Origin of the sequence: Streptomyces sp. NPDC007929 (assembly GCF_042959065.1) — a bacterium.
Lineage (GTDB): Bacteria > Actinomycetota > Actinomycetes > Streptomycetales > Streptomycetaceae > Streptomyces.
This window is the reverse complement of the sequence record NZ_JBIBKD010000004.1, coordinates 99,978-114,906: the sequence shown is the minus strand read 5'-3', so window position 1 is coordinate 114,906 and position 14,929 is coordinate 99,978. Positions and strand designations below refer to the sequence as shown.

Annotated in this window: 13 protein-coding genes; 4 read left to right on the top strand and 9 right to left on the bottom strand. The window is 69.0% G+C overall.

Annotated elements, in window-relative coordinates; all coding sequences use genetic code 11:
* Nucleotides 1–9 precede the first annotated feature (9 nt).
* Nucleotides 10–1,578, top strand: coding sequence for a CocE/NonD family hydrolase (locus ACFZDE_RS14175; protein ID WP_390995175.1), 1,569 nt, complete (start codon nt 10–12; stop codon nt 1,576–1,578).
* Between the two features lie 223 nt (nt 1,579–1,801).
* On the opposite strand, the gene ACFZDE_RS14170 is transcribed toward ACFZDE_RS14175, so the two are convergent.
* Together ACFZDE_RS14170 and ACFZDE_RS14165 are read right to left on the bottom strand one after the other, a co-directional pair.
* The gene (locus tag ACFZDE_RS14170) at nt 1,802–2,545 is read right to left on the bottom strand and encodes an ATP-binding cassette domain-containing protein (RefSeq protein WP_390995172.1); all 744 of its coding nucleotides are present in this window, start codon (nt 2,543–2,545) and stop codon (nt 1,802–1,804) included.
* A 140-nt stretch (nt 2,546–2,685) separates the two neighbouring features.
* Nucleotides 2,686–3,093, bottom strand: coding sequence for a DUF6278 family protein (locus ACFZDE_RS14165; RefSeq protein ID WP_390995170.1), 408 nt, complete (start codon nt 3,091–3,093; stop codon nt 2,686–2,688).
* A gap of 221 nt (nt 3,094–3,314) precedes the next feature.
* Between ACFZDE_RS14165 and ACFZDE_RS14160 the strand changes: the two genes are divergently transcribed.
* A complete protein-coding gene (locus tag ACFZDE_RS14160) occupies nt 3,315–5,096 on the top strand; it encodes a GDSL-type esterase/lipase family protein (RefSeq protein WP_391200031.1) in 1,782 nt (593 codons plus the stop codon).
* Here ACFZDE_RS14160 and ACFZDE_RS14155 read toward each other — a convergent pair.
* The 4 genes from ACFZDE_RS14155 to ACFZDE_RS14140 all read right to left on the bottom strand — a co-directional run bounded on the left by ACFZDE_RS14155 (nt 5,093) and on the right by ACFZDE_RS14140 (nt 9,620).
* Entirely contained in the window at nt 5,093–5,872 is a 780-nt protein-coding gene (locus ACFZDE_RS14155) for an exodeoxyribonuclease III (RefSeq protein WP_390995164.1), read from the bottom strand. The two genes, ACFZDE_RS14160 and ACFZDE_RS14155, sit on opposite strands and share 4 nt — an antisense overlap.
* Before the next feature lie 43 nt (nt 5,873–5,915).
* Nucleotides 5,916–6,551, bottom strand: a complete 636-nt coding sequence (locus tag ACFZDE_RS14150) for an MBL fold metallo-hydrolase (protein WP_391200030.1) — start codon at nt 6,549–6,551, stop codon at nt 5,916–5,918.
* Between the two features lie 98 nt (nt 6,552–6,649).
* Nucleotides 6,650–7,957 (bottom strand): 4-carboxymuconolactone decarboxylase, encoded by a 1,308-nt coding sequence (pcaC, locus tag ACFZDE_RS14145; protein WP_391200029.1) that lies wholly within the window; start codon nt 7,955–7,957, stop codon nt 6,650–6,652.
* 457 nt (nt 7,958–8,414) lie between these two features.
* Nucleotides 8,415–9,620 (bottom strand): tyrosine-type recombinase/integrase, encoded by a 1,206-nt coding sequence (locus ACFZDE_RS14140; RefSeq protein ID WP_390979115.1) that lies wholly within the window; start codon nt 9,618–9,620, stop codon nt 8,415–8,417.
* A gap of 882 nt (nt 9,621–10,502) precedes the next feature.
* On the opposite strand from ACFZDE_RS14140, the gene cutA reads away from it, so the two are divergent.
* Nucleotides 10,503–10,823, top strand: a complete 321-nt coding sequence (gene cutA / locus ACFZDE_RS14135; RefSeq protein WP_283971155.1) for a divalent-cation tolerance protein CutA — start codon at nt 10,503–10,505, stop codon at nt 10,821–10,823.
* A gap of 69 nt (nt 10,824–10,892) precedes the next feature.
* Here cutA and ACFZDE_RS14130 read toward each other — a convergent pair whose 3' ends face one another.
* Nucleotides 10,893–12,134, bottom strand: a complete 1,242-nt coding sequence (locus ACFZDE_RS14130; RefSeq protein WP_391200028.1) for a helix-turn-helix domain-containing protein — start codon at nt 12,132–12,134, stop codon at nt 10,893–10,895.
* A 131-nt stretch (nt 12,135–12,265) separates the two neighbouring features.
* Here ACFZDE_RS14130 and ACFZDE_RS14125 point away from each other — a divergent pair, with 131 nt between their 5' ends.
* Nucleotides 12,266–12,775, top strand: a complete 510-nt coding sequence (locus ACFZDE_RS14125; protein ID WP_391200027.1) for an ATP-binding protein — start codon at nt 12,266–12,268, stop codon at nt 12,773–12,775.
* Between the two features lie 62 nt (nt 12,776–12,837).
* Here the strand turns inward: ACFZDE_RS14125 and ACFZDE_RS14120 are convergent, their stop codons facing one another.
* Together ACFZDE_RS14120 and ACFZDE_RS14115 are read right to left on the bottom strand one after the other, a co-directional pair.
* On the bottom strand, nt 12,838–13,338 hold the full coding sequence (locus tag ACFZDE_RS14120; RefSeq protein ID WP_391200026.1) for a TrmO family methyltransferase: 501 nt from the start codon (nt 13,336–13,338) through the stop codon (nt 12,838–12,840).
* Between the two features lie 72 nt (nt 13,339–13,410).
* The gene (locus ACFZDE_RS14115) at nt 13,411–14,799 is read right to left on the bottom strand and encodes a Tat pathway signal protein (protein WP_391200025.1); all 1,389 of its coding nucleotides are present in this window, start codon (nt 14,797–14,799) and stop codon (nt 13,411–13,413) included.
* Nucleotides 14,800–14,929 lie beyond the last annotated feature (130 nt).

Sequence of the window (14,929 nt, the reverse complement as noted above, 5' to 3'; positions counted from 1 at the left end):
GGAGTGACCGTGGGACCCCACCGCAAGGCCCTGCGCACCACCGCCGTAGGCGCCGTCTCGGCGACCCTGCTCGCCGGCACCGCCCTCGGATTCGCCCCCACCGCCCAGGCGGCCCCGAACCCTGTCCGCTTCGTCGACATCGCCGGCGACGGCGGCACCGTCCTCAAAGCCAATGTCGTCACCCCGGCCGGGGCCCGCGGCACCGACCGCCACCCGCTGCTCGTCATGCCCACGAGCTGGGGTCTCCCCCAGGTCGAGTACCTCGCCCAGGCGCAGAAGCTCGCCGACTCCGGGTACGTCGTGGTCACCTACAACGTGCGCGGGTTCTGGCAGTCGGGCGGCGAGATAGAAGTGGCCGGCCCACCCGATGTCGCCGACGCGTCGAAGGTCATCGACTGGGCGCTCACCCACACCCCCGCCGACGCCGCCCGCATCGGCATGGCGGGCGTCTCCTACGGCGCGGGCATCAGCCTGCTCGCCGCGGCGCACGACAAGCGGATCAAGGCGGTCGCCTCGCTCAGCGGCTGGGCCGACCTGATCGGCTCCATCTACGCCGGACGCACCCAGCACCTCCAGGCCGCCGCCCTGCTGGACGGCGCGAGCGTGGTGACGGGCCGCCAGAGCCCGGAACTGCGGCAGACCTTCAACGACTTCTACAGCTCCAACCTGGCGAAGGAACCGGAGCTGATCGCCTGGGGGAAGAAACGTTCCGCTGCGACCTACGTCGACCGGATCAACGCCAACGGCGCGGCCATCATGCTCGCCAACGCCTGGGGCGACAGCATCTTCCCGCCCAACCAGTACGCCGACTTCTACGAGAAGCTGACCGGCCCCAAGCGGCTGGAGATGCGGCCCGGAGACCACGCCACCGCCGAGCTGACCGGCCTGTTCGGGCTGCCCAACGACGTCTGGAAGGACACCCGCCGCTGGTTCGACCACTACCTCAGGGGCGAGGACAACGGCATCGACCGCGAGCAGCCCGTCCAGCTCAAGTCCCGTTCCTCCGGCGGCTACGAGGGCTACCCGGACTGGAAGTCGGCCGCCGCGACCGACCGGAAGATCGCCCTCGGGGGCGCCAAGACCATCCGGGCGAACGTGAACTCGGGGGCGGACGGCGGTGTCGTCTTCCTGTCCAGCATCCTCGACCAGGTGGCCCAGCTGCCGCCGATGGCCTCGATACCGCTGCTCCCCCGCCGCTGGGCCGCGGTGTGGCAGTCGGAGAAGTCGGGCCGGGCCCAACAGGTGCGCGGGACGGCGAAGTTGCACACCACCCTCACCCCGACCAAGGAGAGCGGCACCCTCGTCGCCTATCTGTACGACGTGGGGCCGCTCGGCCTCGGCAAGCTGGTCACCCACGCGCCGTACACCTTCCACGGGCGCACCCCCGGAAAGCCGTTCGGCGTGGACCTGGAGCTGTACTCCACGGCCTACGACGTCCCGGCCGGGCATCGCCTCGCCCTGGTCGTCGACACGGTCGACCCGCTCTACATCGAGCACAACCCGTCCGGCGCGCAGCTGACCTTCTCCTCGCCGGCGAACGACCCGTCGTACGTGTCGGTTCCGCTGCGCGAGCAGTGATCTCCGGCTGCCGCCGGACGGGCCTGGCCGATGTGAACCGCCGCCCCCGTGGCCTTCGGGCCGTGGGGGCCGCACCCGGCGGGGAGAGCCCCGCGGACCGGGCGGGCGGTCTGCTCATCCCCGGCGGGATCGGCGGCCTTCGGCGAAGTCCCCCTCTCCGACAGGGATGAAGGGCACATCGTAGTCGAGGTCCGATGCGATGAGCCGTCCGGCGTGCGCCCGTTCAGTGCTTGAGGATCTTGGAGAGGAAGTCCTTGGCGCGGTCACTGCTCGGGTTGGTGAAGAACTCGTCGGGGGTGCGGTCCTCGACGATCCGGCCGTCGGCCATGAAGACCACACGGTTGGCGGCCGAGCGGGCGAAGCCCATCTCGTGGGTGACGACGATCATGGTCATGCCGTCGCGGGCGAGTTGCTTCATGACCTCCAGCACCTCGTTGATCATCTCCGGGTCCAGGGCCGAGGTGGGCTCGTCGAAGAGCATCGCCTTGGGCTCCATGGCCAGGGCGCGGGCGATGGCCACGCGCTGCTGCTGGCCTCCGGAGAGCTGCGCCGGGTACTTGTCCGCCTGATTGGCGACACCGACCCGGTCGAGGAGTTCACGGGAGCGCTCGTCGGCGTCCTCCTTCCGGCGCCCGCGGACCTTGACCTGCCCCAGGGAGACGTTCTGCAGGACGGTCTTGTGGGCGAAGAGGTTGAACGACTGGAAGACCATGCCGACGTCCGCGCGCAGCCGGGCCAGCGGCTTGCCCTCCTCCGGCAGCGGCTGACCGTCGAGGACGATCTGCCCGGACTCGATGGTCTCCAGCCGGTTGATCGCCCGGCAGAGGGTGGACTTGCCCGACCCCGAGGGGCCGATCACCACGACCACCTCCCCCCGGCCGACGGTGAGGTTGATGTCCTGCAGGACATGCAGCTCCCCGAAGTGCTTGTTGACGTCACGCAGCTCGATCAGCGGCTCGACGGCCATGCTCAGCCCTACTCACTCTCAGCTGTGTGGTGGTTGCCGCAACGTATCCAGGCAAGATCGAACTTGTCGGGCGACACGCACTTTTCGATCATTAGCCGTATTTACGTCGGACTTTGGGCCAAAGGTTGTGGCCATGGGGCTCACGACTCCGCGACTTCCGCGTACAACTGCGACAGCTCGGGCACCCCGTACGCGGCCCACTCGTGGCCGGACTCGACGACGTCGAACTCGCGGCCGGAGTCCAGCCGTACGACGGGCTGGCCGTCCGCACGGATCTCCCAGGCGGCGCCCGCGACGGTGCGCACGATGACGCCGCCCAGGTAGAGACCGGCGTCGTTGCCGAGCCAGGTCAGGGTGTCCGCGTCGTCCCGCCAGCGCGGCAGGAGCTGGTCGAGGGCCTCCAGCGAGGCCGCCGTGTCGTCCAGGCGGACACCCGCCCGGGACGCCTGGGAGCGGAGCAGTTCGCACTCGGCGAGGAGTTCCGCGATGCCTGCCGGATCGGGGACCTCGACCTTCCGGCGCCGGTTGCCCAGGAAAGGGATGTTCATACGTCCAGCGTGTCATTCGTACCGCCGTACGCACCACAGGGCGCGCGGACCCGCCGATCCGGGTCGAGTTCAGGCCGAGTTCACGCGACGCGCGTTGACGGGTCACTCCCGTCTCCCTAACTTCACCGTGCGCCTTGTGTCTCTGCCGTCGTTACCTGTGCAGTTCCGTGCCTGCGTGTGCCGGTGTCGCGTCGTGTGTCGATGAGCGGGAGGAGTCGGCCGTGCGCCGATGTGTCCGGGGGATCCTGGTCGTGCTGGCCCTGTGCGGGTCGCTGGTTCCGGCGGTGTCGGCGCATGCCGCCGGCGAGGGGCGGGCCGCGCCGGTGCCGCTGGAGCGGCTGTTCGACAACGTGGCGGTCAGCGACGACGGCTCCCCCGAGGAGGCCGACTTCGACGGCTCAGGTGCCTCCCTGGCGGCACGGGACCTCCGCGCCGCGGGCTGGACGCCCGGGCGCGTCCTCACCGTGCGGGGCGCCCGGCTGACCTGGCCGAAGCGCGGGCCCGGGGAGCGGAACAACGTCCGCGCCGCCGGGCAGGACGTCCGGGTCGCGGGGCGCGGGGACGCTCTGGCCTTCCTGGTGGCGGGCACCGCCGGCACCGAGGTGGGCGGTCCGGGCACGGTCACCTACGCCGACGGCACCCGCTCCGGGTACCGGCTGACCGCGCCGGACTGGCGCACCGGCCCGCTCGCGACCAAGGCGGTGGCCCTGCCCCACATCAACACCCCGGGCGGCCAACTCACCCGTCAGGCCCGTCTGTACGTCGCGACCGTGCCGCTGCGTCCGGACCGCGCGGTCACCTCCGTCCGGCTGCCCGACGCGGCCGGTCTGCACGTCTTCGCGATGTCGGTACGGACCGCCACACGGGGCTGGACGGGCAGCTGGACCACCGCCACGGGCGGCTACGCCGCCGTCGGCCCCTGGACGGACCGGACCCTGCGCCTGGTCGTGCACACCTCGGCCGGCGGGCCCCGGGTGCGGGTGCGGTTCGACAACACCTTCGCGGCGGCCCCGGTACGGATCGGGAGCGCCACGGTCGCGGTGCAGGCGACCGGCGCGGCCTCCCGGGGCACGCCGGTGGCGCTGTCGTTCGGTGGCGCGGCTGGTGTGACGATCCCGGCCGGGGCGCAGGCGTACAGCGATCCGCTCGGCTTCTCCGTCCCGGCGGACACCAATCTGCTGGTGAGCTTCCATCTGCCCGGGACCGTGGCCGCGGCGCCCGTGCACGGGCTCGCGCAGCAGCGTTCCTACGTCAGCGGGCCCGGCGACCACACGGCCGACGGCGCCGCCGGGGCGTACACCTCGGTGATCACCCGCTGGCCGCTGCTCGCCGGGCTCGACGTGAGCGGCGGGCCCGGGTCGGTGGTGCTGCTCGGGGACTCGATCACCGACGGCGACAAGTCGACGGTGGACGCCAACCGGCGCTGGCCGAACAGGCTGGCCGGCCGGCTCCTGCGGCAGAGCACCGTCCCGCGCTACGGCGTGCTGAACCTGGGCGTCTCCGGCAACCGCGTGGTCACCGACCGCTACCCCGGCGACGGGGTGTCCACGGACACGGCCGGGGTGAGCGCGCTGAACCGCTTCGACCGGGATGTGCTCGCCCAGCCGTCGCCCCGTACGGCCGTCGTCTTCGAGGGCGTCAACGACCTGCGGTGGGGCACCTCGGCGGAGCAGGTGATCGCGGGCCTGCGGGAGCTCGCGGCGCGCGGGCACGCCCGGGGGCTCAGGATGCTGGCGGCGACGATCCTGCCCTGCGAGGGCGAGGCGCGGTGCACGGCGGCCGTCGACGCCGAGCGGGTCGCCGTGAACGCGTGGATCCGCGAGGGCGCGGTCTTCGACGGTGTGCTCGACTTCGACGCGGTGGTCCGGGACCCCGCTCGGCCGTCCCGGATGCTGCCCGCCTACGACAGCGGGGATCATCTGCATCCGGGCGACACCGGGCTGGCGGCCCTGGCGGACTCGGTCGACCTGCGGCTGCTGGAGCCCCGGGGCGGCAGGCCCTAGACGTCCAGGTCCACGACCACCGGCGCGTGGTCGGACGCGCCCTTGCCCTTGCGCTCCTCGCGGTCCACGTACGCGTCGCTGACGGCCTTGGCGAAGGGCGCGTTGCCGTACACCAGGTCGATGCGCATGCCGCGGTTCTTCGGGAAGCAGAGCTGGCGGTAGTCCCAGTACGTGAACGGCTGGTCGTACTTGAGGGGCCTCGGGACCACGTCGGACAGGCCCGCCTCGCGCAGGGAGGCCAGGGCGGCGCGCTCGGCCGGGGTGACGTGGGTGGAGCCCTCGAAGAAGGCGGGGTCGAAGACGTCGTCGTCGGTCGGCGCCACGTTGTAGTCGCCCATCACCGCGAAGGGGCGGCTGCCGGCCGCGTCACCGGCGACGGCGGCCTTGAGCGCCTCGAACCACTGGAGCTTGTAGGCGTAGTGCGGGTGGTCCACCTCACGGCCGTTCGGCACGTAGACCGACCAGACGCGCACCGGGCCGCAGGTCGCGGAGACGGCGCGGGGCTCCACCGAGCCGTCGAACCCGGGGTCGCCGGGCACGCCCTTGACGATGTCCTCGAGGCCGACGCGGGAGAGCACCGCCACGCCGTTCCACCGGCCGGTGGCGTGGACGGCCGCCTCGTAGCCCAGTTCGCGCAGCTGCTCCGTGGGGAACTGCTCCTCGGCGACCTTGGCCTCCTGGAGGCACAGCACGTCGGTGCCGCTGCTCTCCAGCCAGGCCAGGAGCCTCGGCAGGCGGGCGGTGATCGAGTTCACGTTCCAGGTCGCGATGCGCATGTCCCACAACCTACCCGGCGGGTCCGACAACGCCGTCCCGGCGTCAGAGGTCCGCCGACGTCCCCGGGGCGAGGCGCAGGTGGTCGGCGCCGCCGAGCTGTCCGATCTGCCGGTCGTAGATCGGGCGGGCCAGGTCGGTGAGCAGGGCGTCGTGGATGTCGTAGGCGCGCCGCGGCCTCAGTTCGCGGACGTAGTCGATGACCTCGGAGATCTTGTTCCAGGGGGCCATCACCGGAAGCAGCAGCGTCTCGACGGGGTGGTCGGGGACGGTGAGGGCGTCGCCGGGGTGGAAGACCGTACCGCCGTCGACGAGATAGCCGACGTTGGTGATGCGCGGGATGTCCGGGTGGATCACCGCGTGCAGCTCGCCGTGGACCTGGACGTCGAACCCCGCGGCGGTGAAGCTGTCGCCGTGGCCGACGGTGTGGACACGACCGGGGAAGGCGGCGGAGATCTTCTCCGCGACCGCCCCGAGGGTCCAGATCTCGGCGGCCGGGTTGTCCTCCATCGCGGAGCGCAGCCGTTGCTCGTCGAAGTGGTCGGGGTGCTCGTGGGTGACGAGGATGGCGTCCGCGCCGAGCGCGGCGTCCTCCTCGCTGAACCCGCCGGGGTCCAGGACGAGTGTCCGGCCGTCCTTCTCCAGACGGACGCAGGCGTGCGACTTCTTCGTGAGCTTCATGGTCTCCATCCTGCCCCCGGGGCCGGGGTGAGGCTCACTCCTGCGGCAGGGGGCCGGGGGCAGGGGGCCGAGGGCCGAGGGCCGGGGACCGGGGTGGCTCACTCCTGCGGTGTGGTCTCCTCGCGGATGACCTGCTGGGCCACCCTGAACGCGCTGTTCGCGGCGGGGATGCCGCAGTAGACGGCCGCCTGGAGCAGCACTTCCTTGATCTCGACCGGGGTGAGTCCGTTGCGCAGGGCGGCTCTGGTGTGGGGGGCCAGCTCGTCCAGGTGCCCCCCGGCGACGAGGGCGGTGAGGGTGACGCAGCTGCGGGTGCGCCGGTCGAGGCCGGGGCGGTCCCAGATCTCGCCCCAGGCGTAGCGGGTGACGAACTCCTGGAAGTCCCCGGAGAACTCGTCGGCCTGCGCCAGCGTCCGGTCGACGTGCGCGTCGCCCAGCACCTCGCGGCGGACCTTGATACCGGCGTCGTACGGGTCGGGCCGCCCCAGCGCCTGCGGCGGTACGACGACCGGGGCGATCTCGGCGACGGGCCCGGTCTGCGGGGGCTGCTGCGGGGCGGGCGACAGGACCGGCTTGTGGGCGACCGGGGGCAGGACGTTGTGGCCGGTGGACGTCTCGAACGCGGGCTGCCAGGCGGTGGAGAAGTGCCGCACCAGCAGGTCGGTGACGGCCGCGGGCTGCTCCACCGGGACCAGGTGGGAGGCGCCGGGGACGACGGCGAGGCGCGCGTCCGGGATCCCCGCGACCAGCGTGCGGGCCTCGGCGGGGCCGGTGACCTGGTCGTCCGAGCCGACCAGGACCAGGGTCGGCACGCCGACCCGCCCCAGCTCGGGGCGGACGTCGAACGAGGCGAGCGCCTCGCAGGAGGCGATGTAGCAGCCGGGGTCGGTGGTGCGCACCATCTGCACGGCCCACTCGGTGATCGCGGGCTGCGCGGCGGCGAACCCGCCGGTGAACCAGCGCTCGGGCGCGGTACGGGCGATGGGGTCGAGGCCGTTCGTGCGGACGATCACGCCCCGCTGCCGGAACTCGTCGGCCGAGCCGAAGCGCGGCGAGGCGGCGATCAGCGCGAGTGAGGCGAGCCGCTCCGGGTGGCGCAGGGCCAGCTCGATGCCGACCGCCCCGCCGAGCGCGCAGCCCGCGTAGCCGAAGCGCTGCACGCCGAGTCCTTCGAGGGTGGCCAGCAGCCGCGTGGCGAGCTCACCCACCGACCCCGCCGGGTACGCGGGGGCACCGCCGTGCCCGGGCAGGTCGAACCGGAAGACGCGCCACTGCTTGATCAGCTCGGGGATCTGGCGGTCCCACATGTGCCATGTGGTACCCAGTGAGGGACCCAGGATCAGGACGGGAGCGTCTTCTGGCCCGTCAAAGCGGTATTGCAGGGTGTTCGGTGGTGTCTCGCTCACCCGTCTGAGCCTCTCATCTGTCACGAGATGTCACATCGCCGGGGTGGACCTAGCGGGCCTTGCCCCGCTCCGGTCCTGCCAACCAGAACCCAGGTATACATTCTCCGGCATGTACTCGTGGCCGTGTCGGCAGTGGGCCCTCCGGGCGCGTGCCCTCCTTCAGCCGCTACGAGCAACGCTTTCCTCTTTGATCACGGCCTCCAGGCGGTTCAGGAAGCAGCATCGAGTGTGGTGGCACGAACGAGGCTCGGCGCGATCCACCTGGAAACCTTCCGAAACCCCGCCCAACAGCAACTTAAACGCCACACGGTGAACGCTTGGTAGAAGGCTTGGCCGTAGCCGGATGCTCTCAGTTACAGCCACCGGTCCAAAACCAGCAAGCGGACTCCGAAGCCCCCTCGCCCCAATCCTGCAGGCCATACGGCGCGCAAGTTGCTCGGCTCATAGTCCGCGTGGCTCACTCTTGCCCCTCTGCCGTACCCCCGTGCAGGCCATCCCAAGTGGTGGCGGCTCCGCGAAGATCTTCTACATCCGGCTTGACGTACCACCGCTTGGTCGTCTTTACGTTCGTATGTCCGGCCCATCGCGCGAGGATGTGGTCCGGGACGCCGTTGTTGGCCAGGAAGGTGAAGCACGACGAGCGTGCGTCGTAGAGCCTGACGCGACGGAGCCCGAGAAGCTCCATAAGCCGGTACGCGCGTCGGCGAAGTTGCTTGATCGTGAAGGCGTCGCCCGTCTCATGCGCCAGCACGTAGCCCGACACCGTGTACGCCTCCCCCAAAGCGAGCCTCTCCTCGGCTTGGAGAGCCCGGAATGCCTTGAGGGCTCCCAGCACAAGCGCCGGCAGCGGCAGGTCCCGCTCACCCGCAAGAGACTTGGTGTCCTTCTCCACCACGTACCGGTTGCCCATCATCGTGCGCGTGTTGGCAATGACGATCGTGGCGTTCTCCAAGTCAACGTCTTCCCACCGGAGGCCGCAGACTTCAGCTGGGCGAAGCCCCATCAGCGAAAGAAGAAGCGCAGCATAAAGACGCTCGCCCCTAATTCCATGGATGAATTTCTGAACCTCCTGGACGTTCCAGGGCGGCACCTCCTCTTTAGTCTTCCGTTCTTCCTTGCGCGCTCTCCGGGGAATGGTCACGTGCGCAGCGACATTGACGTACACCAACCGCCGGGTAACGGCTCTCCCCAGCGCTTCCTTCAGCCGAGCGAGGCTCATATCCACACTCGTGACACTGAGTGGCGTCCCGGCCCTTTTACCACGCACGCGGCCATGCGCCAGTGCCCAGTCTCTCCACTCTTCCACGTGCTCTTCAGTAAGGTCCTGGAGACGGATATTGCCGAGCCTCCCCCGAACTCGGTCCAGGGTAATCCCGTAGTTGTAGATGGTGGTTTCTTCGAGATCCTCCGCTTTCATGGCCAGCCATCGGTCGAGCCACTCATTCACGGTGATCTTGTTGGGCGGCACAAGCGACCCATCATGCCGCCGGTTAGTTATGTTTGCGTACTCAGCCCTAGCTTCCTTCAACGAGTCGAAGGTGCGCCTCAACTGCTTACGCTTACCAGTTTCGGGGTCGATTCCTGCGTCGACAACAAACCGGTATCGAACCTTCCCCTTCGAGTTCGGTGGAAGTTTCTTGATGGGATCGGACAGAGTACTCACTCTCCTTGAGGGTGTGGAAACTGCACGCGGGCGGAGGGGCCACTGCGCTTCAGCGAAGGGTGCCGCGGGTATCACCGCTGCGGTAGCCGATGCTCCTCCTCTCCCTCCCCGGTGCGTTTGGGGAGCGCTGCCTTCTTCTGTGTCCGCTACGGCTCCACTGTCAAGTACAGCCAAATGTGGACCTGCTCAATGGTCGCGAAGATCGCCGGTTTGGCTAACCGGCAATCTTGGTCTATGTTGCGCTCGCGCTCCGAAAAGAGGCTCGCCCCGACTGCCAACCTCGACGCCAATCGATCCGCCCCCGTATGTGGATCCGGCATGAACGGTCCACCGTGTATCGCACAAAGAGTAAGCGGACAGGGGCGGCCGGCCGGACTGATCGGAGGACGCGCATCGGCGGAAATACTCCTCATCGGATCTCCAGGCGGGTCGCTTACCGACCTCGCACTTCCGAGGTGTTGTACGTTGACATACACCCGGAGAGGGTTCCAGTCCTTCGAGCCCCTTTCTCGTCTGCCATGGGCGAAATTCCGAGTCAGCCTGAGTACACAGAAAGAATTCGCCCTATCGGCCGACCTCGTCCGGGCCGCCGCTCGCTCTCCGCTAGGCACCCGCCGACGCGCTGTCGCCCCCGGAAGTCAGGGGCTCGCCGGCCTGCCTTGCGGTCAGTACGAAGCCCAACGGACGACACAACACCCCAGTGAGGTCACGCATCTATGCGGTCCACGCGTTCAGGTCGCCAAGCGTTTGAATGGCCTGCTGCCTGTCTCAGTGGTCCAGGTCGCTGGTTGAGTCCCGCCCACCTTCACCGGTAGCTACCGACTTCGGTGCGCGCTGGACGGCTGGGTAGGGTCGCGGTACCCGAGCTGGAGAGGTAGTTGCATGGCCAACGAGATTGTGATCGCGCAGACGACCAGCGACAACGAGGATCAGGCGAAGGCGCTGGCCTGGGGCGCTGTCGAGAGCAAGCTGGCAGCGGGCGTCCACATCGATGCGCCGATCACCGCCTTCTACTGGTGGAAGGGGAAGGTTGAGACGGCGCAGGAGTGGCGGATCTCGTACATGACTACGACGGACCGTCTCCCGGCACTGGAGGCGTGGATGCACGAGAAACACCCGTACGACGTCCCCCAGTGGATCACATTGCCCGTGACCGGCGGTTCGGAGGCGTACCTGTCCTGGGTAGTCGCGGAGACGGCATAGGTCTGCGGAGCGACGGACAGGCCGTACGACTGTTCGCGTCCTGGGCTTGTCCGCGTGCCGCGCAGGGACTCAGGATGCGAACTGCCGCAGATGGCGGCTGAGTTCCTGCTCGCTGTCCGGGAGCGACGCTGCGATAGTCGATGCGCGCTCCTTGCCCATCGTGTTGGGTTTGGCCTGTGCCGCTGCGGCGAACTGGCGTGACACGTAGACCCCTTGGTCGACGTCACCTCCACGCAGCAGGGCCGACGCGAGATCACCGAGGACCACGACGCCTCCGTCAGGTAGTTCGTCTCCGAGTCGGTCGACTGCGGTGTCTGCTGTAGCGGTGAGTTCGGGACGCCCCAACTGCCCGTATACAGAGAGGGCCAGCGAATCCATGCGGTACGGGGTCACGAACCGGACCCACGCCTGCTCGTTGGTGTGATCCGCGAAGTCGTAAGCGAAGCGCGCTCGCTCCAACGCCCGGAGCGCCCCCATCTCGTCGCCGGCCGCCGCAGCCTCCTCCGCGTGCCTGCCGAGGACCCAGGCGGCAGCAGTAGCGTTGCCGTGGCCTCGCACATCGCTGGCCGCCTGGGAAAGGAACTCCAACTTCGCCTTCGGCGTCGAGGCGCCGTAGCTGCTGTAGGTCAGGGCCAGGGCTCGGAGCGGAGGGTGCCCGGCGGTCGTCGCGCACTGCGACGTGACCTTGTAGTAGGCGTCGGCTTTGTCGTGCTCACCCAGGTCCCAGGCGACCCAACCCGCCAGGGCGGCGGTTTCTCCAGCGGCGATAGTGAGAGCCCGCTCGTGCTCGCCAGCACGAGGCAGAGCCGCGGTGATCGCGTCAAGATGCGACTCGACCGTCCTTTGTAGCCGCCGGGCGCTGAGATTGAGTTCCTGTACGTGTAGTTCAGCGGCCCGGTCGATGAGCGCGACGGCGGAGGGCGAATCGATCTTGGACCCCTTACTGAGGGCGAAGGCGAGGCGCCCCCAGGGCTCGGCAGCCGCGCTCACGCCGACAGCGGCGCCACCCAGCAGCGTGCGACGCTTCACGGCGTCCTGGTCCTCCTCTGCACTGGCATGCCCCTTTCTCTTCCGAGCGCGGGCAGCCTTGGCCTCCCGCTGAAGCTCCTCGAAGGGCACACCGCAGGCCGCCGCGATGTGGGCGATTGTGTGATTGGTAGGGACGTTCTCGAAGTTCTCATAGCGGCTGATCTCTCGGCGGGTCATGGTGTCCCGGCCGGAGACAGCGTTGATCGCGTCTGCCTGCTCCTCCTGCGTCCTGCCCGCCTCCTGCCGGAGCCGGAGGAGCAGGTCGGAGAACGGATCTGGCATGAGTGTGACCTCTGTTGGTGGGCGGAATCCAATCATGGCCTCAATTCCCCCTCCGACTTTCCCCCTTGACAGATATTTCCCCCTCTGGATTCCCCTGGTCGACGGCGTCGCCACGCGGTGCGATAGCCCCCATGACCAGGCTCCAAGAGGAGACCCCGCCCGGCGGGGGCATCCGTAGCTTTGCCGACGTGGCAGGCGTGCCATGCGCGAGGTCGGTTCACGAAAACCGGCACAGCACATCGGCGAGGGCAGGCATACCGGCGGCACCCCATGGCTGTCAGGCGGCCTTTCTCCCTGATCTCGCGAAAGTTGGGGAGATGCGGCAGACAGCCGGGGCGTTCCTGCGGCGGTGCCGTGTTTCGGACCCGGTGGCGGGGGTCGTCGTACTGGCCGTCTCGGAGCTGGCCACCAACGCCGTGATTCACGGTGAGGGAGAAGTCGTGCTCCGGATCACGGTGGCCGTCGACGTGGTGCGTGTCTCGGTCACCGATCACAATCCGGCCCCAGCTGTACTCAAGGAAGCCGGACCCGACGGTGAATCCGGTCGCGGGATCCGGCTTGTCGATGCGATCTCAGACGCGTGGGAGAGCAGCGGCAAGGAGACGTGGTGTGAGTTCCGGTACGCGAGGGCTGAGGGTTGAGCCAGACTTCCAAATGGTTCCCGGCCATGCGGTTGACGAGTCGGGCAGCTCAGTCACTTCCCCTACAGGGGACGCTCGGAGGGCCGTTCGCTTGCCTTCGCCCAGTAGTTCGGTTCAAGCATCTCGCCAGGCCATGCGGGCTGACGGATCGGGCCCTGAGGCCCCATCTGTTCGAAGTACGGTGCCAGGTCGATCACGGGCGTCCCGTCGACGGCGTCGAGATCGGCGACCAGGAGGTCCCTGCCTTCGACCTTGAGCAACCGCGGGTAACTGACCGCCAGTTGGTTGGGGCGCCGGTGGTTGCGGTGGACGAACGTACCGGTCGCCGGCCAGTTCTGGTTTCCCCTTGGACTGCGTGCGTGGAGCTGGACGTCTTCGGGTCGGGCCAGATGGAAGCGCCAGGTCACGGTCAGGTGGGAGAACTCCTCGATTCCTTGCAGCGTTTCAAGGGGATACGCGTCGTCGAGCCGGATGATCGATTCGACCCCGCCTTGGTAGTCGTCCTGTACGCGAGTGTGGCCGCCGACGACCGTGGCGATCGACTTGACCTCGTAGGTCGGCATCAGCGCTCGTTCCTCTCCCTGGGCGTAGCGTGCGCGGCGGCCTCCGGTCAGCGCCGCGAAACCGTTCTGTGGTCAGCCTATGGCGCGCAACAAGCCTCGCGCGCGACGGTCCAGTTCGGCGACGTGGCCACCACCGCGCCGCCGGACGGGCGAGATGTCGCTCTGCATGCGGACGATGACGTCGCGGGCTCGCCCGGACTGGATACCGGCCATCGCATCGAGTGCTTCGTTCCAGGTTGCGCATGCCTCGTCAAGGCGTCCCTGCTGGACTTGGACGGCGCCGAGGTAACCGAGCGTCACGCCGTGGGTACGGGCGAACTGCTGGCGTTGGCGCGTGGCCACGCTGCGCTTGAAGTGGATCTCCGCATCCCGAGGCTGGCCCATATCACGCAGAGCGCAGGCCGTCTCGTGGGCGAGGGAGGCTTCCTGAAAAAAGCCGACGCGCGCCGGCGCCTCGTTGGTGTCGGCGCGGGCGAGGTCCCGCTCCGCGCGGCTGATGGCCGCGAGAGAGCCGGCCCGGTCGCCATCGGCCGCGAGTGCGCGAGCGTGGACGATCGCCAGAAGTGCCTTTTCACGATGGCTGGCTTGGCCGTAGCGGTCGCGGGACATCGAGGCGTCGGCCAGGGCGAGCGCCCGGCGTGGATGCCCGAGGTCCACGGCCTGGTGGGCGAGGGCGCGCAGGACATGACCACCGAGCGGTCCGTCTCCAGCTTCCGCCGCGATGCGGGCGGCAATGGTGAGGTAGCGCTGGGCAGTGCGGTGTTCACTGGCGTCGAAGGCCATCCAACCGGCGAGGTAAGTCATCTCCGCCACGGCGGAGTACGTGTCGCGGCGGAGCTGATCTGTACGGAATCGGCCGCCAAGCAGCGGTACCGCACCGTCGAGCAGGTGGCTGGCGAGGGCCTTGCGGCCGGAAGCGCCGCCTCGCTGCTGGTCGCGCGCGGAGTAGTAGACCGTGAGGTCGCGGACGTCGTCGATGTCTGTCTGGGTCACCGGGCGCGGGGATGCCGGTCGGCGCTTCGCCGCTGCGGCGGGGGCGGCTGCCCACCACGAGGCTGTGGGCAGGGCGAGGCCGGCCGCAGAGTAGGCGGCGGTGGACAGCAGCTTGCGTCGGTGCATGTCGAGATCGTCGCTTCCCAGCTCGGCCAGTGCGGTCAGAGGGTCGACGCTCCAGTCGGATCCGGTGTCGGTCGTGCCTGTTGGCTCTTCTTCCAGCCCGAGGTCGGCCAGGGTGAGGTGGCGGCCGAGTCTGCGGGACAGCGTCTCGCGCAGGATATGCGGCGCTCTGCCACTCGGCTTCGTGCCGAGCACCCACATGGAGATGTGCGAGCGGGAGATCGCCTCCAGCTCACGCACTCCGCTCTCCGCGGCCACTCGAGCAACGGCAGCGGCTGCTTGTGGCTGGGACCAGCCTGCTTCGCGCAGAAGTGCGGCGAGGGCGACGTTTCGTTCACGGGCCATGGACTGCCCCTCGGGTCCGAAATGATCTTTGGCGCCTTTGGCGGCCTTCCGGTCCGCACAGGCATACCCCTCAGACGGGATTCACGGTTCGCTCAACGTAGCTGCCAGATCACTCACTTCGCACGCCAGC